This is a genomic window from Streptomyces sp. NPDC042002 (genome assembly GCF_055588305.1).
The window spans coordinates 1-21,090 of sequence record NZ_JBVJCT010000006.1; the positions used below are offsets into that span (position 1 = coordinate 1).

At 69.8% G+C, this 21,090-nt stretch carries 14 protein-coding genes, 1 tRNA gene and 1 rRNA gene; 13 read left to right on the forward strand and 3 right to left on the reverse strand.

Annotation, left to right across the window (positions count from 1 at the left end; all coding sequences use genetic code 11):
* The 3 genes from rrf to ACZ6KY_RS11675 form a co-directional block, all read left to right on the forward strand.
* Positions 1-88 (forward strand): 5S ribosomal RNA (gene rrf, locus ACZ6KY_RS11665); the annotation flags it as partial.
* A 113-nt stretch (positions 89-201) separates the two neighbouring features.
* Positions 202-864: a DegT/DnrJ/EryC1/StrS family aminotransferase gene (locus ACZ6KY_RS11670; RefSeq protein ID WP_469310379.1), complete on the forward strand. Its 663-nt coding sequence runs from the start codon at positions 202-204 to the stop codon at positions 862-864.
* Between the two features lie 85 nt (positions 865-949).
* A tRNA-Thr gene (locus ACZ6KY_RS11675) sits at positions 950-1,022 on the forward strand.
* A 94-nt stretch (positions 1,023-1,116) separates the two neighbouring features.
* Here the strand turns inward: ACZ6KY_RS11675 and ACZ6KY_RS11680 are convergent.
* Positions 1,117-3,864, reverse strand: a complete 2,748-nt coding sequence (locus ACZ6KY_RS11680; RefSeq protein ID WP_469310139.1) for a SpoIIE family protein phosphatase — start codon at positions 3,862-3,864, stop codon at positions 1,117-1,119.
* 388 nt (positions 3,865-4,252) lie between these two features.
* Here ACZ6KY_RS11680 and ACZ6KY_RS11685 point away from each other — a divergent pair, with 388 nt between their 5' ends.
* The 10 genes from ACZ6KY_RS11685 to ACZ6KY_RS11730 all read left to right on the forward strand — a co-directional run bounded on the left by ACZ6KY_RS11685 (position 4,253) and on the right by ACZ6KY_RS11730 (position 19,316).
* On the forward strand, positions 4,253-9,748 hold the full coding sequence (locus ACZ6KY_RS11685) for a HAMP domain-containing protein (protein ID WP_469310140.1): 5,496 nt from the start codon (positions 4,253-4,255) through the stop codon (positions 9,746-9,748).
* A gap of 325 nt (positions 9,749-10,073) precedes the next feature.
* Complete coding sequence (locus ACZ6KY_RS11690) at positions 10,074-10,757, forward strand: response regulator (RefSeq protein WP_469310141.1); 684 nt, start codon at positions 10,074-10,076, stop codon at positions 10,755-10,757.
* Positions 10,758-10,929: 172 nt separating this feature from the next.
* Positions 10,930-13,668 carry a DNA translocase FtsK gene (locus ACZ6KY_RS11695; RefSeq protein WP_469310142.1) on the forward strand — a complete coding sequence of 913 codons (2,739 nt, stop codon included), beginning with the start codon at positions 10,930-10,932 and terminating at the stop codon, positions 13,666-13,668.
* A gap of 333 nt (positions 13,669-14,001) precedes the next feature.
* Positions 14,002-14,859, forward strand: a complete 858-nt coding sequence (locus ACZ6KY_RS11700) for a helix-turn-helix domain-containing protein (protein ID WP_469310143.1) — start codon at positions 14,002-14,004, stop codon at positions 14,857-14,859.
* 92 nt (positions 14,860-14,951) lie between these two features.
* A complete protein-coding gene (rimO, locus tag ACZ6KY_RS11705) occupies positions 14,952-16,427 on the forward strand; it encodes a 30S ribosomal protein S12 methylthiotransferase RimO (protein WP_469310144.1) in 1,476 nt (491 codons plus the stop codon).
* Positions 16,424-17,164, forward strand: a complete 741-nt coding sequence (gene pgsA, locus ACZ6KY_RS11710) for a CDP-diacylglycerol--glycerol-3-phosphate 3-phosphatidyltransferase (protein ID WP_469310145.1) — start codon at positions 16,424-16,426, stop codon at positions 17,162-17,164. The genes rimO and pgsA overlap by 4 nt, the downstream gene beginning before the upstream one ends.
* The gene (locus ACZ6KY_RS11715) at positions 17,161-17,706 is read left to right on the forward strand and encodes a CinA family protein (RefSeq protein ID WP_469310146.1); all 546 of its coding nucleotides are present in this window, start codon (positions 17,161-17,163) and stop codon (positions 17,704-17,706) included. The genes pgsA and ACZ6KY_RS11715 overlap by 4 nt, the downstream gene beginning before the upstream one ends.
* Before the next feature lie 109 nt (positions 17,707-17,815).
* Positions 17,816-18,193 carry a helix-turn-helix domain-containing protein gene (locus tag ACZ6KY_RS11720; protein ID WP_328553067.1) on the forward strand — a complete coding sequence of 126 codons (378 nt, stop codon included), beginning with the start codon at positions 17,816-17,818 and terminating at the stop codon, positions 18,191-18,193.
* Between the two features lie 245 nt (positions 18,194-18,438).
* Positions 18,439-18,909, forward strand: coding sequence for a Dps family protein (locus ACZ6KY_RS11725; RefSeq protein ID WP_469310147.1), 471 nt, complete (start codon positions 18,439-18,441; stop codon positions 18,907-18,909).
* Positions 18,910-19,010: 101 nt separating this feature from the next.
* Positions 19,011-19,316 carry a hypothetical protein gene (locus tag ACZ6KY_RS11730; protein ID WP_469310148.1) on the forward strand — a complete coding sequence of 102 codons (306 nt, stop codon included), beginning with the start codon at positions 19,011-19,013 and terminating at the stop codon, positions 19,314-19,316.
* Here the strand turns inward: ACZ6KY_RS11730 and ACZ6KY_RS11735 are convergent.
* Together ACZ6KY_RS11735 and ACZ6KY_RS11740 are read right to left on the reverse strand one after the other, a co-directional pair.
* The gene (locus tag ACZ6KY_RS11735; RefSeq protein ID WP_469310149.1) at positions 19,264-20,025 is read right to left on the reverse strand and encodes an SDR family NAD(P)-dependent oxidoreductase; all 762 of its coding nucleotides are present in this window, start codon (positions 20,023-20,025) and stop codon (positions 19,264-19,266) included. The genes ACZ6KY_RS11730 and ACZ6KY_RS11735 overlap by 53 nt on opposite strands.
* A 182-nt stretch (positions 20,026-20,207) precedes the next feature.
* Positions 20,208-21,080, reverse strand: coding sequence for an Fpg/Nei family DNA glycosylase (locus ACZ6KY_RS11740; protein ID WP_469310150.1), 873 nt, complete (start codon positions 21,078-21,080; stop codon positions 20,208-20,210).
* Positions 21,081-21,090 lie beyond the last annotated feature (10 nt).

Sequence of the window (21,090 nt, forward strand, 5' to 3'; positions counted from 1 at the left end):
CGGTTACATTCCGAACCCGGAAGCTAAGCCTCACAGCGCCGATGGTACTGCAGGGGGGACCCTGTGGGAGAGTAGGACGCCGCCGAACAAATTTTAGAGAGCTGGTCCCCGAACTTCGGTTCGGGGACCAGCTCTTTTTTGTTTTGCGTCACTTGGAGTTCACGTTGCGCGACCAATATCCGGACCATGGGTACTGCTGCAATGCTCAGAGCCGCAGGCGTCGGAGCCGGTGACGAGGTCATCGTTCCGGCCTTCGGGAACGTGGAGGTCGCCGACGCCGTGGCCCAGGCCGGCGCCACGGTCGTCTTCGCCGACATAGACCCGGCGACGTACTGCCTCGACCCTCACGCGGTCGAGGCCGTCATAACGCCTCAGACGGCGGCGCTCGTCGTCGTGCACCGCTTCGGGCGGACGGCCGACATGACGCGGCTGCGGGAACTGGGCCAGCGGCATGAGGCGCTGGTCCTGGAGCAGGGCGAGTCCGAGACGCCGTACGACGAGATCGCGCAGCGCAGGGAGCGGGCCGCCTATCTCGACGGCCGGCTGAGCGGCGTACGCACGCCCGTCAGCGGCGACGGACACACCTATCAGCAGTACGTCGTACGAGTGCCCGGCAACGGGCGGCCGGACCGGGACGCCTTCGCACGGGCCGTACGGGCCAGGGGAGTCGAGTGCCGGGTGCCGGTGAAGACGTCGGTGCACCGCCTGCCCGGGTTCCGGCGGGACGTACAGCTTCCCGAGACCGAGCGGGCCGCCGACGAGACTCTTTCGCTGCCTGTGGACGGGGCGTTGACTAAGCGGGAGATGCAGCGGATCGTCTCCGCGTGCAACGCGCTCGGCGGATTGCTCCAGCCGGCCTTCTGATCCGGGGCTGGACTGGTTGGGAACACGGTTCAGTTCGGGGTATGATCTACCTCGTTGCCGCGAGGGAAACCTCGAAGGGCGACAGGCCCCCCTAGCTCAGTCGGTAGAGCGTCTCCATGGTAAGGAGAAGGTCAACGGTTCGATTCCGTTGGGGGGCTCAGACAGAAAAGGCCTCCGCCCTTGTGGGCGGGGGCCTTTCGCATGTCCGGGGCCGACGGTGCCTCAGCCCGTGAGAGCTGAGGCCGTGGGGCCTCAGTCCGTCTGGAGGCCCGGGACACGCATCGCCAGAATCGCCATGTCGTCCGACGGGGCGTCGGAGGCGAAGCGCTCGACCGCGCGCATGATGCGCGCGGCGACCGCGCCGGCCGTCAGCCCCGTGCAGGTGGTGAGGACGTCCGCGAGGCCGTCGTCACCGAGCATGCGGGTGCCCTCGCGGCGTTCCGTGACGCCGTCCGTGACGCACAGCAGGACATCGCCCGGATCCAGCGTGACCGTCTGCTCGTACAGCTCCAGGTCCTCCATGACACCGAGGAGCGGCTGCGGTTCGGCGGCCGGTTCGACCGTGCCGTCCTGGCGCAGGCGCAGCGGGAGCGGGTGGCCGGCGCAGACGACCTTCAGGACGGCGCTGCCGTCCTCCTGGGGCCACAACTCGCCGTAGAGGAGGGTCAGGAAGCGGCTGCGGGCGCCCTCGTCGAGGATCGCGGAGTTCAGCCGCTCCAGAACAGCGGGGCCGCCGTATCCCTCGCGGGCCAGCAGGCGCAGCGCGTGCCGGGCCAGGCCGGTGACCGCCGCGGCCTCCGGACCCGTACCGCAGACGTCGCCGATGGCGAAGCCGTACGCGCCGTCGCGGATGGGGAAGAGGTCGTAGAAGTCGCCGCCGACCTCGTTGCCCTCGCCGGCCGCGCGGTAGATGACCTCGACCTCGACGCCGTCGATGTGCGGGAGTTCCGGGGGCAGGAGGCTGCGCTGGAGGGACTGGCTGATGGCCGTGCGCTCCGAGTACAGGCGGGCGTTGTCCAGCGCGAGGGCCGCTCGACGGGAGAGGTCCTCGGCCAACTCCAGGATCTCCTGGCGGAAATGCTCGTCCGACGGCTTGCCGAGGGTCAGCATGCCGATGACGCGGTTGCGGGCCACCAGGGGGAGGACGACGGTCTCTCCGCCGACCGCCGCGGCCGTCGCCAGCGTCGTACCGATGCCGGAGGTCACCGACGTCTGGTTGCCGAGGCCCAGGCTGCGCATGGAGGTCCGCAGAGCCGCCTCGTGGGCCGCCGCGGCCGGGGCCGCCCAGACACGGGCGCCCGGGGTGGGCACCGGGTCCGGCGGGGCGATCTTCGAGAGCAACGCCTTGAGGCCGTCGATGCGTTCCTCGTCCTCGTGCAGGACGTACGAGAGGTACGGCTCCGAGGCCTGGTCGGCGATCGTGTAGACGGCGCACCAGGTGGCGAGGGTCGGCACGGTCATCTGGGCCATGAGGGCGAGCGTCTGGTCGCGGTCCAGGGTGCCGGCGAGCAGGTCGGAGGCCTCGACGAGAAAGGACAGCGAGCCGCGGCGCAGGCGTTCCAGCTCGCCGAGGCGGGCCGATTCCACCGCCAGGGCGATGCGGTCCGCGGCGAACTGGAGGCGCAGGGCCTCCTCGTTGGAGTAACGGCCGGGTGATTCGGCCGCGACGCCGAGGGAGCCGGTGAGGCGGCCCTCGACCTTGAGCGGGACCGTGACGACCGAGCGCATGCCGGTGCCGCCGAGCAGCGGTACGGCGCCGGGGACGACCATCAGGTCCTCGTGGACGGCGGGCATCCGGGCCGAGCCGTAGCGGCCGGGGCCCGCCTCGACGGGGACGCGGGCGAAGCGCTGGCGCGCGGAGGGCAGGCCCGTGGAGGCGCGTACCTCCAACTCCGTTTCGTCGTCGGTCGCGAGGAGCAGGAAGGCGGAGTCGCCGTCGAGCATGTCGCGGGCCCGCTCCACCGTGCGCTGGAGCAGACCGTCGAGGTCGTCAGGGGCCGGCGATCCGATGAAGACCTCGAACGGATCCGTGGCCTGGCCCTCGGAGTGGGTGCCCGAGTCGGAGGCGGGCCCGCGCAACGGGGTCTGCAGGACGGCGCGTTCGTGGTCGCGCACGAGGAGGCAGACGGTGGACGGCTCGCCGCTCGTGTCGCGGACCCGCAGGTGCGACGCGTACACCGGGGTGACGCGGCCGTCGGCGCAGCGGACGCCGTAACTGCCTTCCCAGCGGGAGAGTTGGAGGGCCTCGACGATGCCGGTGCTGGTGCCGGGGGTGTGCGGCCAGGCCGCGAAGTCGGTGAGCGGTTTGCCGGTGACCTGCTCGGCCGCGTACCCGAAGAGCTCTTCGGCGTCCTCGTTCCAGGCGTTGATGGAACCCGTGCGGTCGATCTGGACGACCGCCACGCGGACGCGGCCGTCGGCCAGCGGGAGGAGGTGGGCGGGGAGCGAGGGGCCGGCGGCGCGGGTGCCGACGGCGCGCTCGGGGAGGTCGAGCTGGAACCAGACCTGCTTGCGGGTGGGCGTGTACTCGACACCCCAGCGGCCGGCGAGGGCCGCGCACAACTGGAGGCCGCGGCCGCCCTCGCGGTCCGGGCTGCCCATGCTGACGGCGTTCGCCTGGAGCGGGATCTCGCGTTCCGGGTAGTGGTCCGCCACCTCGATGCGCACGCCGTCGTCACTGCGCAGACACAGAACGTCGGCGGCGGTGCCCGCGTGCACGACGGCGTTGGTGACCAGTTCGCTGGTCAGCACGACGGCGTCGTCGACGATGTCGGCGAACCCCCAGCCCTGGAGCGTGTCCCGGACGAACGAGCGGGCGGTCGCGACGGACCGTCCCACGGGTTCGAAACTGGCGGCCGCGCGCGCGGTGATCACAGAAGTCCTTGTCCGGTTGTCGGCGTGCGGGGTTCCGGGGCCGACCCGCTCCTGCGTGGGCAGGGCGTGGTTCCCTGTCGGCCGGGGATCCTGAGGCGTTCCCCCAGGATGCAGTCCGGTGGTCATGGTGCGGTGCCCCTCCGATGCCTGCCCGCTCGTACTCGTGCCACCGCCCAGGCCGGACGGGACCGGCGCGGCTGGACAGCCGCATGCAAGGTTACTTACCTTCGCCGCCCCTGCGGATGCCGGTCACGAGTGTTTCCGTCTTGAAGAGTCCGGCGTTTCCCTTCGGACAGGTGCGTGTGATTGCCTCCGGCCAGGGCCGGAGTTCCGTCCCCAGGGTGTGCGGACCGTGTGCGAAGCTGCCGAACTGTTATGGCCTGGTTCAGCCGGGGTGAAACACTGGGCAGGCTCCAGGAGAAGGTCCGGGCAGGTCGAATGCCTTCCCCGCACCACGAGCATAAGTACCCGAGTACGCCGAGCAGTATTGGTCGACCCTTGCGGGAGGGACACAGTGGAGTCTGGCGCAGCGACGCGGGGCGGTAGGACGCGCGCGAAAGGCGGACAGTCCCTGAACAGCGGGCGCACACCGCGCACCGGCACCACCGAGGTGGACACGGCGGCCCTGAACCGGCTGCTGGCCGCCCTGGTGTCGATGCGGGACGGCAACTTCCGCAAGCGGCTCACCGTTTCGGGTGACGGCGTGATGTCCGAGATCTCGGCGGTCTTCAACGAGGTCGCCGACCGCAATCTGCACCTGACGGGTGAGCTGTCGCGGGTACGGCGCGTGGTGGGCCGTGAGGGAAAGCTCACGGAGCGGCTGGACGCGGGCGCCGGTGAGGGCGCCTGGGCGGCCGCGATCGACGCGTCGAACGCGCTGGTGGACGATCTCGTACGACCTGTCTCCGAGGTCGGCCGGGTACTGTCCGCCGTCGCGGAGGGCGATCTGTCGCCGCGCATGGACCTGCGCGCGCAGGCCGCGGACGGCAACGGGCATCCGCTGCGCGGTGAGTTCCTGAAGGTCGGGAGGACCGTCAACAACCTGGTCGACCAGTTGTCGACGTTCACCGACGAGGTCACCCGGGTGGCCAGTGAGGTGGGTACCGAGGGCAAGCTGGGCGGACAGGCCCGGGTGCGCGGTATGTCCGGTTCGTGGAAGGACCTCACGGACTCGGTCAACACGATGGCGTACCGGCTCACCGCCCAGGTGCGTGACATCGCTCTCGTGACGACGGCCGTCGCCAAGGGCGACCTGTCGCGGAAGGTCACGGTTCACGTGGCCGGCGAGATGCTGGAGCTCAAGAACACCGTCAACACGATGGTGGACCAGCTGTCCTCGTTCTCCTCCGAGGTGACGCGCGTCGCCCGTGAGGTGGGCACCGAGGGTGAGCTGGGCGGTCAGGCGCAGGTGCCCGGTGTGGCCGGCGTGTGGAAGGACCTCACCGATTCGGTGAACCTCATGGCCGGGAACCTGACGGCCCAGGTGCGCGGGATCGCCCAGGTGACCACGGCGGTCGCGAGCGGTGACCTGTCGCAGAAGGTGACCGTCTCCGCGCGCGGCGAGGTCGCGCAGCTCGCCGAGACGATCAACCAGATGACCGAGACGCTGCGGACGTTCGCCGACGAGGTCACCCGCGTCGCCAACGAGGTCGGTGGCGAGGGCCGGCTCGGCGGTCAGGCGAACGTGCCGGGAGCGGCGGGAACGTGGAAGGACCTCACGGACTCCGTCAACACGGTCTTCCGGAACCTCACGACGCAGGTGCGTGACATCGCCGCCGTGACGACCGCGGTGGCCAACGGTGATCTGTCGCAGAAGGTCAGCGTCCAGGTCGCGGGCGAGATGCTGGAGCTGAAGAACACCGTCAACACGATGGTCGACCAGCTGTCGTCGTTCGGTGTCGAGGTCACGCGGGTCGCGCGCGAGGTCGGCGTCGAGGGTGAACTGGGCGGCCAGGCACAGGTTCCCGGGGTGGCCGGCACCTGGAAGGACCTCACGGACTCCGTCAACACGGCGTTCCAGAACCTGACGGGCCAGGTGCGCAACATCGCCCAGGTGACCACGGCGGTCGCCAACGGCGATCTGTCGCAGAAGGTCACCGTCCAGGTCGCCGGCGAGATGCTGGAGCTGAAGGTCACCGTGAACACCATGGTGGACCAGCTGTCGAGCTTCGCCGACCAGGTGACACGGATGGCCCGTGACGTGGGTACGGAGGGCCGGCTCGGCGGTCAGGCCCGGGTGGACGGCGTGTCCGGTACCTGGAAGGAACTCACCGACTCCGTCAACTTCATGGCGGGGAACCTGACTTCGCAGGTGCGGCAGATCGCCCAGGTCACCACGGCGGTGGCCCGGGGTGATCTGTCGCAGAAGATCGACGTGGACGCGCGCGGCGAGATCCTGGAGCTGAAGAACACCATCAACACGATGGTCGACCAGCTCTCCGCGTTCGCCGACCAGGTGACGCGGGTGGCGCGTGACGTGGGTACGGAGGGCCGGCTCGGCGGTCAGGCGCAGGTGCCCGGTGTCGCCGGTGTGTGGCGCGACCTGACCGACTCGGTGAACGGGATGGCCGGCAACCTCACCGCGCAGGTGCGCAACATCGCGCAGGTCGCGACGGCGGTGGCCCGGGGTGATCTGTCGCAGAAGATCGACGTGGACGCGCGCGGCGAGATCCTGGAGCTGAAGAACACCCTCAACACGATGGTGGACCAGCTCTCGAACTTCGCCGAGCAGGTGACGCGGGTGGCCCGCGAGGTGGGCACCGAGGGCATGCTCGGCGGGCAGGCCGAGGTGCAGGGTGTCTCGGGCACCTGGAAGGACCTCACCCAGTCCGTGAACTTCATGGCCAACAACCTGACCATCCAGGTGCGCAACATCGCCGAGGTCACGACCGCGGTCGCCATGGGGGACCTGTCCAAGAAGATCACCGTCGACGCCAAGGGCGAGATCCTCGAACTGGTCACCACCGTCAACACGATGGTCGACCAGCTGTCGTCGTTCGCCGAGCAGGTGACGCGGGTGGCCCGCGAGGTGGGCACCGAGGGCCAGTTGGGCGGTCAGGCGCGGGTGCCCGGGGTCACGGGCATCTGGAAGGACCTGAGCGACAACGTCAACCTGATGGCCTACAACCTGACCATGCAGGTGCGGAACATCTCGCAGGTGGCGGCGGCCGTCGCCAACGGTGACCTGACCCGGACGGTGACGATCGAGGCGCGCGGCGAGGTCGCGCAGCTCGCCGACACCTTCAACACCATGGTGAAGACGCTGAGTTCGTTCGCCGAGCAGGTCACCAAGGTGGCCCGAGAGGTGGGGACGGACGGCATCCTCGGCGGTCAGGCGCACGTCCCGGGAGTCGCCGGCACGTGGAAGGACCTCACCGAGTCGGTGAACGGGATGGCGTCCAACCTGACCGGCCAGGTGCGCAACATCGCGATGGTCACCACGGCCATCGCCAAGGGCGATCTGACCAAGAAGATCGACATCGACGCGCGCGGCGAGATCCTGGAGCTCAAGACCACCATCAACACGATGGTCGACCAGCTGTCGTCCTTCGCGGAGGAGGTCACCCGGGTCGCCCGCGAGGTGGGCACCGAGGGCCAGTTGGGCGGCCAGGCGCGGGTGCGTGACGTCGACGGCACCTGGCGCGACCTCACCGAGTCGGTGAACGAGATGGCCGGGAACCTGACCCGGCAGGTGCGTGCCATCGCGCGCGTGGCGACCGCGGTGACCCGCGGTGATCTGAACCTGAAGATCGACGTGGACGCCTCCGGCGAGATCCAGGAACTCCAGGACTACATCAACAAGATGATCGCCAACCTGCGCGACACCACCATCGCCAACAAGGAACAGGACTGGCTGAAGGGCAACCTCGCCCGCATCTCCGCGCTGATGCAGGGCCGCCGCGACCTCGCCGACGTGGCCTCGCTGATCATGAGCGAGCTGACGCCGGTCGTCTCGGCCCAGCACGGCGCGTTCTTCCTCTCGATGCCGCTGGTCGACGGCAAGGACGCGGGAACCGAGGACGAGGAGGCGTACGAGCTGCGCATGCTCGGGTCGTACGGCTACTCGATGGGCTCCATGCCGACGTCGTTCCGGCCCGGTGAGGCGCTGATCGGGACGGCCGCGCAGGAGAAGCGCACGATCCTCGTGGAGAACGCGCCGAGCGGCTATCTGAAGATCTCCTCCGGGCTCGGCGAGGCGCCTCCGGCGCAGGTCATCGTGCTTCCGGTGCTCTTCGAGGGGACCGTGCTCGGTGTCATCGAGCTGGCGTCCTTCACACCCTTCACGCACATCCAGAAGGACTTCCTGAACCAGATCGCCGAGATGATCGCGACGAGCGTCAACACCATCTCCGTCAACACCAAGACGGAGGTGCTGCTCCGGCAGTCGCAGGAGCTCACCGAGCAACTGCGCGAACGCTCGGCCGAGTTGGAGAACCGGCAGAAGGCGCTCCAGGACTCGAACGCGGAACTGGAGGACAAGGCCGAGCTGCTGGCCCAGCAGAACCGCGACATCGAGGTCAAGAACACCGAGATCGAGGAGGCCCGGCAGGTCCTGGAGGAGCGCGCCGAACAACTCGCGGTCTCCATGCGCTACAAGAGCGAGTTCCTGGCGAACATGTCGCACGAGCTGCGGACGCCGCTCAACTCCCTGCTGATCCTCGCCAAGTTGCTCGCCGACAACGCGGACACGAACCTCACCCCGAAGCAGGTCGAGTTCGCCGAGACGATCCACGGCGCGGGTTCCGACCTGCTCCAGCTGATCAACGACATCCTCGACCTGTCGAAGGTCGAGGCGGGCAAGATGGACGTGTCGCCGACCCGGATCGCGCTCGTCCAGCTCGTCGACTACGTGGAGGCCACGTTCCGTCCGCTGACCGCGGAGAAGGGGCTCGACTTCTCCGTACGGGTCTCGCCGGAACTGCCCGCCACGCTGCACACCGACGAGCAGCGCCTTCTCCAGGTGCTGCGCAACCTGCTCTCCAACGCGGTGAAGTTCACCGATTCCGGAGCCGTCGAGCTGGTGATCCGGCCCGCCGGGGCGGATGTTCCGGTGGCCATCAGGGAACAGCTCCTGGAGTCGGGGTCGCTGCGGGACGCGGACGCCGATCTGATCGCGTTCTCCGTGACGGACACCGGTATCGGGATCGCGGCCAGCAAGATGCGGGTGATCTTCGAGGCCTTCAAGCAGGCGGACGGCACGACCAGCCGCAAGTACGGCGGTACGGGTCTGGGGCTGTCCATCTCGCGGGAGATCGCGCGGCTGCTGGGCGGCGAGATCTACGCCCAGAGCGAGCCGGGACGCGGCTCGACCTTCACGCTGTACCTCCCGCTGCACCCGAGCGAACTGCCGCCGCAGGGCTACGGGCAGCTCTCGCCGACGCTGGAGGCGGGGGAGTTGCTGGCGTCCGAGGCGGAACTGCACGACATCGGGATGCCGGCCGAGGTGAAGTCGTACCAGGACGCCCAGAACGGGCCCGCCGCACTGTTCAGGAGGCGCCGCAGGGCGCTGCCCACGGCCGAGCAGCGCACCGCGGTCCCCGGGCAGCCGGACGGTGCCGCGGGCGCCGCTCAGGAGCCGTGGACGGCCGCGGGCCAGCAGGACGCGGGACCGCAGCAGGGCCGGGGCATCCGCTTCGAGGGCGAGAAGGTGCTGATCGTCGACGACGACATCCGGAACGTCTTCGCGCTGACCAGCGTCCTTGAGCAGCACGGCCTTTCGGTGCTGTACGCGGAGAACGGCCGCGAGGGCATCGAAGTCCTGGAGCAGCACGACGATGTGACGGTCGTTCTGATGGACATCATGATGCCCGAGATGGACGGCTATGCCACGACCACGGCGATCCGGCGGATGCCGCAGTTCGCGGGGCTGCCCATCATCGCGCTCACGGCGAAGGCCATGAAGGGTGACCGGGAGAAGGCGATCGAGTCGGGTGCCTCCGACTATGTGACCAAGCCCGTCGATCCCGATCATCTGCTGTCCGTGATGGCGCAGTGGATGCGTGAGGGGTGACACACTCGTACGCGAGGACGTGTGGCCGTCACGTGCTGTTGGGCATCGGGGCACGGTGCGGCACGGCGGCCCGGTGCCGGATGACTGGCTGTGCCCGAAGCCGTGTAGAAGCACGGGAAACGGGGAACCTTCTGGTCTCCCGCCGCGTTTCTGCTACGTGCACAGTGACATCACGGTGACAGGGTGTGGCGACAGGCGGGGTGCAGCTACCATGACCGGCACAAGGACGGGCGGCGCAAGGGAGTCGTCCCCTGGGGCGGCGCCCGGTGCCACCCCAAGTCCTGCGGACAGGGGAGGCCCCATGCCGGGGCGAGGAGGGCGGGCCATGGTGCAGAAGGCCAAGATCCTCCTGGTCGATGACCGGCCGGAGAATCTGCTGGCGCTGGAGGCGATCCTCTCCGCGCTCGATCAGACACTGGTACGGGCATCGTCCGGGGAGGAAGCGCTCAAAGCGCTGCTCACGGACGACTTCGCGGTCATTCTGCTGGACGTTCAGATGCCGGGCATGGACGGATTCGAGACCGCCGCGCACATCAAGCGGCGGGAGCGGACCCGGGACATCCCGATCATCTTCCTGACCGCCATCAACCACGGCCCGCACCACACCTTCCGGGGGTACGCGGCCGGCGCGGTGGACTACATCTCCAAGCCCTTCGACCCGTGGGTGCTGCGCGCGAAGGTCTCGGTGTTCGTCGAGCTCTACATGAAGAACTGTCAACTCCGGGAGCAGGCGGCCCTGTTGCGGCTCCAGTTGGAGGGTGGCGGCAAGGTGGCGCTCGGCGAGGCCAAGGAGCCCGCCGGACTCCTCGCCGAACTCTCGGCGCGGCTCGCGGCCGTCGAGGAGCAGGCCGAGGCGCTGTCCAAGCAGCTCGACGACGATTCCGCGGACGCGGCGGCGGTGGCGACCGCGGCCCACCTCGAACGCAAACTCACCGGACTGCGCAGGGCGCTGGACGCACTGGAGCCGGGTACGGGGAGCGGGGCACCCTCGGTGCCCTCGCAGAACTGAGGAGCGCCCGGACGTGTCCGGGCGGCAACGGAACGACGTGAGGAAGCGTCAGTTCCGCTCCTGGCGAGGGTGACACGATCGGGTGAAGTCGGTGGCCCCCCTGTTCGAGCGAAGTCGAGAACTTGGGGGAGGCACACGTGTCGCTGTCGTCTCCACCGGTAACCTCACACACATGGCCTCACGTCAGTCCGCAGCCAAGAAGCCGCCCGCGAAGAAGGCGGCCGCTCCGACGAAGGCTCCGGCGAAGAAGGCCCTCGCGAAAAAGGCAGCCGTCGGCAAGGCGCCCGCCAAGAGGGTCGCGGCGAAGAAGCCCGCTCCCGCGCCGGCGCCCAACCCGACCGCGGGCGTGTACCGACTCGTACGCGCCCTGTGGCTGGGCATCGCCCATGCCGTCGGAGCCACCTTCCGCGGGATAGGGCGGGGCGCGAAGGGGCTCGACCCGGCGCACCGCAAGGACGGACTCGCGCTCCTGCTGCTCGGTCTCGGACTGATCGTCGCTGCGGGTACCTGGTCCAATCTGCGCGGCCCGGTCGGCGACCTCGTCGAGATGCTGGTCACCGGTGCCTTCGGCCGTCTCGACCTCCTCGTCCCGATACTCCTCGCCGTCATCGCGGCCCGGCTCATCCGGCATCCCGAGCAGCCCGAGGCGAACGGCCGCATCGTGATCGGCCTGTCGGCGCTCGTGATCGGCGTGCTCGGGCAGGTGCACATCGCGTGCGGATCGCCCGCGCGCAGCGACGGGATGCAGGCGATAAGGGACGCCGGCGGGCTCATCGGCTGGGGGGCCTCCACCCCGCTGACGTACACGATGGGCGACGTCCTCGCCGTACCGCTCCTCGTGCTGCTCACGATCTTCGGACTGCTGGTCGTGACGGCGACCCCGGTCAACGCGATTCCGCAGCGGCTGCGGCTGCTCGGCCAGAAGCTCGGCATCGTCCAGGCCGACTTCGACGAGGAGGCGTTCGCCGAGGACGAGGAGCGCTACGACGAGCGGTGGCGCGACGGACTTCAGGCGGGCTCCCGCAGGCGCTCGCGCGACCCCGAGGCGTACGACCCCGACAGCGTCGAGCGGGAGGCGCTCACCAGGCGCCGGAGCCGCCCCCGGCGGCCCGGCGCGCAGCAGCCCGACATGAACCGGCCGATGGACGCGGTGGACGTCGCCGCGGCAGCCGCCGCGGCGCTGGACGGCGCCGTGCTGCACGGGATGCCGCCCTCGCCCCTGGTCGCCGACCTGACGCAGGGCGTCAGCGTGGAGCGTGACGGGTACGAGGAGACGACGCCGGTACCGGCCGCCCGCGCGAAGGTCGTACCGGGCGCCAAGCGGCCCCGGCAGGAGGCCCTGCCGGTCGAGTCGGTCGTGCCGGACCTCACCAAGTCCGCGCCCGACGCCCCGCGCGAGCTGCCCCCGCGCGCGGAGCAGCTCCAGCTCTCCGGGGATGTCACCTACTCGCTGCCCTCGCTCGACCTTCTGGAGCGCGGCGGTCCGGGCAAGACGCGCAGTGCCGCCAACGACGCGGTGGTCGCCTCCCTGCAGAACGTCTTCAGGGAGTTCAAGGTCGACGCCGCCGTCACCGGCTTCACCCGCGGGCCGACGGTCACCCGTTACGAGGTCGAGCTCGGCCCCGCCGTGAAGGTCGAGCGGATCACCGCGCTCACCAAGAACATCGCGTACGCGGTCGCCAGCCCCGACGTGCGGATCATCAGCCCGATCCCCGGCAAGTCCGCGGTCGGCATCGAGATCCCCAACACCGACCGCGAGATGGTCAACCTCGGCGACGTGCTGCGCCTCGCGGACGCGGCGGAGGACGACCATCCGATGCTGGTCGCGCTCGGCAAGGACGTCGAGGGCGGCTATGTGATGGCCAACCTGGCGAAGATGCCGCACGTCCTGGTCGCCGGAGCCACCGGTTCCGGCAAGTCGTCCTGCATCAACTGCCTGATCACCTCGGTCATGGTCCGGGCGACCCCCGAGGACGTGCGGATGGTCCTGGTGGACCCCAAGCGGGTCGAGCTGACCGCGTACGAGGGCATCCCGCACCTGATCACGCCGATCATCACCAACCCGAAGCGGGCCGCCGAGGCACTGCAGTGGGTCGTACGGGAGATGGACCTGCGCTACGACGACCTCGCGGCGTTCGGGTTCCGGCACATCGACGACTTCAACGCGGCCATCAGGAACGGCAAGGTCAAGCTGCCCGAGGGCAGTGAGCGCGAGCTGACCCCGTACCCGTACCTCCTGGTGATCGTCGACGAGCTCGCCGACCTGATGATGGTCGCGCCGCGTGACGTCGAGGACTCCATCGTGCGCATCACCCAGCTCGCCCGCGCGGCCGGCATCCATCTGGTGCTCGCCACGCAGCGGCCGTCCGTCGACGTCGTCACCGGTCTGATCAAGGCGAACGTGCCCTCCCGGCTCGCCTTCGCCACCTCGTCCCTCGCGGACTCGCGCGTCATCCTCGACCAGCCGGGCGCCGAGAAGCTCATCGGCAAGGGCGACGGACTCTTCCTGCCGATGGGGGCCAACAAGCCCACGCGTATGCAGGGCGCCTTCGTCACCGAGGACGAAGTCGCGGCGATCGTGCAGCACTGCAAGGATCAGATGGCGCCCGTCTTCCGGGACGACGTCACCGTGGGCACCAAGCAGAAGAAGGAGATCGACGAGGACATCGGCGACGACCTCGATCTGCTGTGCGCGGCCGCCGAACTGGTCGTCACCTCGCAGTTCGGGTCCACCTCGATGCTCCAGCGCAAGCTGCGCGTCGGCTTCGCCAAGGCCGGCCGGCTGATGGACCTGATGGAGTCGCGCGGGATCGTCGGGCCCAGCGAGGGTTCCAAGGCGCGTGACGTTCTCGTGAAGGCCGACGAGCTGGATGAGGTGTTGGCCGTGATGCGCGGGGAAACGGAAGCGTAGAGCCCGCGGCGAGAAAGACGGGACAGCCGGCAACGGCGCGGTGAGCGCGGGGCGGTCGCTCAGGGAGCGGCCGGCCTGTCGGGCGGATGGCGGAACGTCATGTTCCGCACCTGGCTGATATGTGAACGTGACTCACCCGTAAGGAGTCGGTGGGCAACCGTTTCGCCTTGTCGCACGTCAAGTTGAGCGAAGGGACGCCACCATGTCCCTATATCAGGATGACCGGCCATTCTGATGGCGTACAAAGTCCCACCGCCCGGTTGCCCCACCCTTTCGTACCCCCCCTAGACTGAACTTCCAGCACAGGTGGCTACACGCTCGAAAGGCGCCCCCGTGTCCATCGTCAACTCACCTGACGGCAACTCCCCCGAAGACGAGCGTCCGTTCGAAGACGACCCTGCGGCCGAGCGGCCCTCGATCGGACGTGCCCTTCAGCAGGCACGCATCGAGGCCGGTCTGACCGTCGACGACGTCAGTAACGCCACCCGCGTCCGTATCACCATCATTCACGCCATCGAACAGAACGACTTCGCTCCCTGTGGTGGCGACGTCTACGCGCGCGGGCACATCCGGACCCTGGCCCGCGCCGTCCGGCTCGATCCGGCCCAGCTGCTCGCGCGGTACGACGCCGAGCACGGCGGACGTCCCGCGCCGACGCCCGCCGCCCCGCTCTTCGAGGCGGAACGCATCCGTCCCGAGCGCCGCGGACCGAACTGGACGGCCGCCATGGTCGCCGCGATCGTCGCGGTGATCGGCTTCGTCGGGTTCACCATGGTCAAGGGCGGTGGCAACGGAGACGACTCGAAGACTCAGGTCGCCGAGGGGTCCACGCCGATCACCAAGAAGTCCGCCGCGCCGTCCACGCCGGCCACCAAGCCCGCCGACCCGAAGCCGGAACCGTCCGACAGCGCCATCGCGGCCGCCCCGCAGGACAAGGTGACCGTGCGGGTCAGCGCCGCGGACGGACGCAGCTGGATCTCCGCCAAGGACCACAACGGCCGGATGCTCTTCGACGGGCTGCTGAACAAGGGCGAGTCCAAGACCTTCCAGGACAGCTCCAAGATCAACCTCATCCTCGGGGACGCCGGAGCCATCCAGCTCTTCGTCAACGGCAAGAAGATCGAGGATCAGTTCCAGCCGGGCGCGGTCGAGCGCCTCACGTACACCAAGGGCGACCCGCAGGTCGGATAGGGGTCCCGAGAAGTACCACGTCGACGGGGTTGGCCAAGATCGGCCAACCCCGTCGACGTGGGGTGTCGGTGAGACAAAGTAGTCTTGAGCCCATGCCTGAACGCCGTACCGTCGCACTCGTCACCCTTGGCTGCGCCCGTAACGAGGTGGACTCGGAGGAGCTCGCAGGCCGCTTGGAGGCGGACGGCTGGCAACTCGTGGAGGACGCCGAACAAGCGGATGTCGCCGTCGTCAACACCTGTGGCTTCGTCGAAGCCGCCAAGAAGGACTCCGTCGACGCCCTCCTCGAAGCCAATGATCTCAAGGGGCACGGCAGAACCCAGGCCGTAGTGGCGGTGGGCTGCATGGCCGAGCGGTACGGCAAGGAACTCGCCGAAGCGCTTCCGGAGGCCGACGGCGTGCTCGGCTTCGACGACTACGCCGACATCTCCGACCGCCTCCAGACCATCCTGAACGGCGGCATCCACGCCTCCCACACCCCGCGCGACCGGCGCAAGCTGCTGCCGATCAGCCCGGCCGAGCGGCAGAGCGCCGGCGAGGAAGTGGCCCTTCCCGGCCACGGCACCCCCTCCGACCTGCCCGAGGGCGTCGCCCCGGTCTCCGGCCCCCGCGCGCCCCTGCGCCGCCGCCTGGACGGATCCCCGGTCGCCTCGGTGAAGCTGGCCTCCGGCTGCGACCGCCGCTGCACGTTCTGCGCCATCCCCTCCTTCCGCGGTTCGTTCATCTCGCGCCGCCCCAGCGACGTCCTGAACGAGACCCGCTGGCTCGCCGAACAGGGCGTCAAGGAAGTGATGCTCGTCTCGGAGAACAACACCTCGTACGGCAAGGACCTGGGTGATATCCGTCTCCTGGAGACGATGCTGCCCGAGCTGGCCGAGATCGACGGCATCGAGCGCGTGCGGGTCAGCTACCTGCAGCCCGCCGAGATGCGCCCCGGACTCATCGACGTCCTCACCTCGACACCGAACGTCGCGCCCTACTTCGACCTGTCCTTCCAGCACTCCGCGCCCGACGTGCTGCGCTCGATGCGCCGCTTCGGCGACACCGACCGGTTCCTGGAGCTGCTCGACACCATCCGTTCCAAGGCCCCTCAGGCCGGCGTGCGCTCCAACTTCATCGTGGGCTTCCCCGGCGAGAGCGAGGCCGACCTCGCGGAGCTGGAGCGCTTCCTCACCGGAGCCCGCCTCGACGCGATCGGTGTCTTCGGATACTCCGACGAGGACGGCACCGAAGCGGCGACGTACGAGAACAAGCTGGACGAGGACGTCGTAGCCGAACGCCTCGCGCGCGTGTCCCGGCTCGCCGAGGAGCTGGTCGCCCAGCGGGCCGAGGAGCGCGTGGGCGAGACCGTGCACGTGCTGGTGGAGTCCCTCGACGGCGAGGAGGGTGCGTACGGCCGCGCCGCGCACCAGGCGCCGGAGACGGACGGCCAGGTGCTGTTCACGAGCGGCGAGGGTCTGACCGTCGGCCGTATCGTCGAGGCCAAGGTGGTCGGTACAGAGGGTGTCGACCTGGTGGCCGAGCCGCTTCCGGGCTCGCTCGCGTGTACCGAGGAGGCGGCCAGATGACCGGAGTCCCGGCATCCGCGGCAGGCAGCTCCCCAGGCGCCAAAGGCGCGACGGGCGCTCCCGGCGCATCCGGTGCTCCGGGCGCATCCGGTGCTCCGGGGGGCGCGAAGCCGGCGCGGGGCGGGAAACTGGGCGCTGCGGCCGTCAATCAGGCCAGCCTCTGGAACATCGCCAACATACTGACCATGATCCGGCTCGCCCTCGTGCCGGGATTCGTGGCGCTGATGCTGGCCGACGGCGGCTACGACCCCGCCATGCGCGCCTGGGCCTGGGCGGCCTTCGCCGTCGCCATGATCACGGACATCTTCGACGGTCATCTGGCGCGCACGTACGACCTCGTCACCGACTTCGGGAAGATCGCCGACCCCATCGCCGACAAGGCGATCATGGGCGCGGCGCTGGTCTGCCTGTCCGCCCTCGGTGATCTGCCCTGGTGGGTCACCTTCGTGATCCTCGGGCGCGAGCTCGGCGTCACCCTGCTGCGCTTCGTCGTGATCCGCTACGGAGTCATCCCGGCGAGCCGCGGCGGCAAGCTGAAGACGCTGGCCCAGGGCACGGCGGTCGGCATGTACATCCTGCCGCTGACGGGGGCGCTGGCCTCCCTGAGGTTCTGGGTGATGGCCGTCGCGGTCGTTCTGACCGTGGTCACCGGACTCGACTATGTGAGACAGGCCATTGTGCTGCGCCGCCGCGGAATCGCCGAGCGGCGGGCCGCCGCCGCGGAGGCCGAGCGGTGACTTCCACGGCCACTGAAGTGGTGCGACTACTCACGGTGAGGGGCGAGACGCTCGCCGTCGCCGAGTCGCTCACCGGTGGCCTGGTGGCCGCGGAGATCACCGCGGTGCCGGGTGCCTCCAAGGCGTTCCGGGGCTCGGTGACCGCGTACGCCACCGAACTGAAACACGAACTGCTCGGCGTCGACGTCACTCTCCTGGCCGAGCGCGGCGCGGTGGATCCGCAGGTCGCGGCCCAGATGGCGGCCGGAGTGCGCAAGGCGCTCGGCGCCGACTGGGGGATAGCGACCACCGGTGTCGCCGGTCCCGAGCCCCAGGACGGACAGCCGGTCGGTACGGTCTACGTGGCCGTCGACGGACCCTCCGAAGCACCTTTCATCACCGCCCGTGGCGGGAAAGTGGCGCCGCTGCGGTTGAACGGCGACCGGGCGGAAATCCGTATGGAGAGTGTACGCAGCGTACTCGCGCTGCTCCTTCAGGAGCTCGCGGGCGAACAGACCGGGAATGAGCGGGCACAGGATACGGAACAGAACGGGGGGTTTTGATGTTTGCAGCCCTGAGTGAACACGACATCGCTCCCCGCACGGCCGCGGCGCGAGGCGGTACGGTGGGGCGTGAAGGATGCGGCTACGCGGTCCGAGGAGGGAGCCACCGATGATTCTGCTCCGTCGCCTGTTGGGTGACGTGCTGCGTCGGCAGCGCCAGCGCCAGGGCCGTACTCTGCGCGAAGTCTCCTCGTCCGCCCGAGTCTCACTCGGCTATCTCTCCGAGGTGGAGCGGGGGCAGAAGGAGGCATCCTCCGAGCTGCTCTCCGCGATCTGCGACGCGCTGGACGTACGGATGTCCGAGCTCATGCGGGAAGTGAGCGACGACCTCGCCCTCGCCGAGCTGGCACAGTCGGCTGCGGCCACCGAACCGGTGTCCGCGCCGGTGCGTCGCCCGATGCTCAATTCCGTATCGGTGACCGGTGTGCCACCGGAACGAGTCACGATCAAGGCGCCTGCCGAAGCGGTCGACGTCGTCGCCGCCTGACGCTCACCAGCTCGCGTCTCCTGAGCTGAGAACGCGTAACCGAAGCCCCGGCCGGGGCTTCTCCGGGGAAACCCGGAGGAGCCGGACCGGGGCTTTCGCGTTCCCTGGCGTCCCTTGTGGGTCCATTTGCCGGTATCCGGCGCGGCCTCCATGGTGGAGGGACGTGGTGAGGCCGGCGTCGGCCGTCGGGACCGACCCGGTCGCGCGGCAGGGTCGCCGGAGCCGTCGTGAATCGGAGGATGTGGATGTACGTCGTGAAGAGCTCCCTGTCCGACGCGGACCTGAAGACCGTCGCCGAGGCGCTCCAGGGTGCCCTGGTCGACCTGGTGGACCTCTCCCTCGTGGCGAAGCAGGTCCACTGGAACGTGGTGGGGCCCCGCTTCCGTTCCGTCCACCTCCAGCTCGACGAGGTCGTGGACGTCGCGCGACTGCACTCCGACACCGTGGCGGAGCGCGCCTCGACCCTGGGGGTTCCGCCGGACGGGCGGGCCGCGACGGTGGCGTCGAGCAGCGGCATCGGACCGACGCCCGAGGGCTGGATCAAGGACGCCGACGCCGTGCGAACCCTCGTGGAGGCGCTCGGCGCGGTGATCACGCGGATGCGGGAACGGGTGGCCGCCACGGGGGATCCGGATCCGGTGAGCCAGGACATCCTCATCGGGATCACGGCCGATCTGGAGAAGCATCACTGGATGTTCCAGGCGGAGAACGGGTGACGGCGCGGGAACCGCTGTGCCCCGGCCGGTTCCGCGTGCCGTCGGCGCGCCCTGCCCGCGTGTGAGATCGGCGGTTCGGTGCCGCGCCGGAGGAGGGTGCCATGACAGGGCGAACAGTGAGCCGGGGGGCCGCCCTGGTGTTCGGCGCGCTGTGGTGGTTCAGCGTGCTCCGGCTCGCGCTGGCACCGGATGCCGGGGTGCTCGACGGAGCGGTCGCCGCGGGCGGGTGGGGGCTCAGCCTGCTGCCGGTCCACTGTGTGCCCAAGTCCCGGGCGGCCGGCGCCGTGGGGTCGGACCGATGGCGGGAGCACTGGCGAGAGGTCTGGCGCCGACGTGGGGGCGGCGGGGGGCGGGCTACCAGGGCATGGCGACGCCGCCGTTGGGGCGGAGGATCTGACCCGTGGTGAACGCCGAGGCGTCCGAAGCCAGGTACAGCACGGCGTGGGCGATGTCCTCGGGTTCCCCGACGCGGCCCAGCGGTGACAGGCGGGCCATGAACGCCTCGGTGTGCGCCTGCCGCTCGCCGTGACGGTTGGTCATGGGGGTACGGATCCAGCCGGGTGCCACGGCGTTGACGCGAATGCCGTGCGGTCCGATCTCGGTCGCCAGCGTCCGCGTCAGCTGTACGACGGCGGCCTTGGCCGCGCTGTAGCACAACAGGCCAGGACCGCCGGTGTCGATCGCGCCCGAGGCCATGGTGACGACGCTGCCCCGGACGCTGTTCGCGATCATGGAGCGCGCGGCCTCCTGGCAGGCGTACAGCACCCCTTTGAAGTTGACGCTCAGCACCCGGTCGAGATCCTCGTCCAGCGTCTCCAGGACCGGGCTGCTGTGCATGATCCCGGCGATCGCCGCCATGACGTCGACACGGCCGCACGACGCGACGGCCTGCTGGATCTGGGCGCGGTCGGTGACATCGAGGGGATGGCTTTGGGCGGTGCCGCCCTGGTCCTTGATCAGCGTCGCCGTCTCGTGCAGGCCCTGCTCGTCGACGTCCGCGCAGTGCAGGGTGGCGCCCGCCTCCGCCAGCAGGAGGGCCGCCGCGCGGCCGATGCCGCCCGCCGCGCCGGTGACGAATGCGGTGCGTCCGGTGAGGTCGTACGCGGGGAGGGCCATGAAGGGACGGTACGAGGGTTTCTGACGGGTCGTCAATTGTTCGCGCGGGACTTGATACGCGACTCGGCCCTCGGCCCGACGCGCGGTTCGACGCCCAGACCGATGCCCGGTTCGGCGCCCGGCCCGGTGCGTGGCTGGACGCGCCGTCCGGTCGGCGTGGGCGCGTTGCTCGATGTGCTGCTCTAGCGGTGCCGTTGGCCGGGCGCCGGGGACTCGTGCCCGGTGGGGCGGGGCGCCGCGGCGGTGTGCCGGCCGCCCGCGCGCGGGGTGGGGCCCGCCTGGCATCGGGGGCACCAGTACGTCGGCCGCTCGCGGGAACCGTCGCCCTGGTTGCCTGCACGGATCGGCGTCGCACAGCGCGGACAGGGGCGCGGGGCGCGGCCGTACACGAAGAGGTTCTGGTCGCGCCGCCCGGTGGTGACGCGGGCCGGGCGGTCGCGGTTGAACTCCAGCAACTTCTTGGCGAGGACCGGAAGTTGGACGGCACGGTCGGTGGGCAGGGCGCCGACCGGGAGCCAGGGGGTGACGCCGAGCAGGAAACACAGCTCGCTCTTGTACACGTTGCCGATGCCGGCGAGATTCCGCTGGTCGAGGAGGGCCTCTCCGAGGGGGCGGTCGGGGTCGCGAAGGAGGTTCGCCAGCGCCTTGCCCGGGTCCCAGTCCGGACCCAGGAGATCGGGGCCGAGGTGACCGACCACGCGGGCCTCGTCGGCGGTGCGGAGCAGTTCCAGTACGGGCAGGCGGTAGCCGACCGCCGTGCGGTCCGCGGTGCCGAGGACGGCCCGGATCTGGTGGGCGGGACCTCCGCTCCAGCGCCGGCCGGGCTCGTACACCTTCCACGAACCGTCCATCCGCAGATGCGAGTGCAGCGTCAGACCGCCCTCGATGCGGGTGAGGAGGTGCTTGCCGCGCGGGGTGACGTCCAGGACGACGCGACCGGTGAGGTCGGCCGTGGCGTACCGGGGCACGCGCAGGTCGGAACAAGTCAGAACCCTGCCCGCGAGGGCTGTGTGCAGCCGCCTCGCGGCCTGCCAGACGGTGTCTCCTTCGGGCATGTCTCCAGGG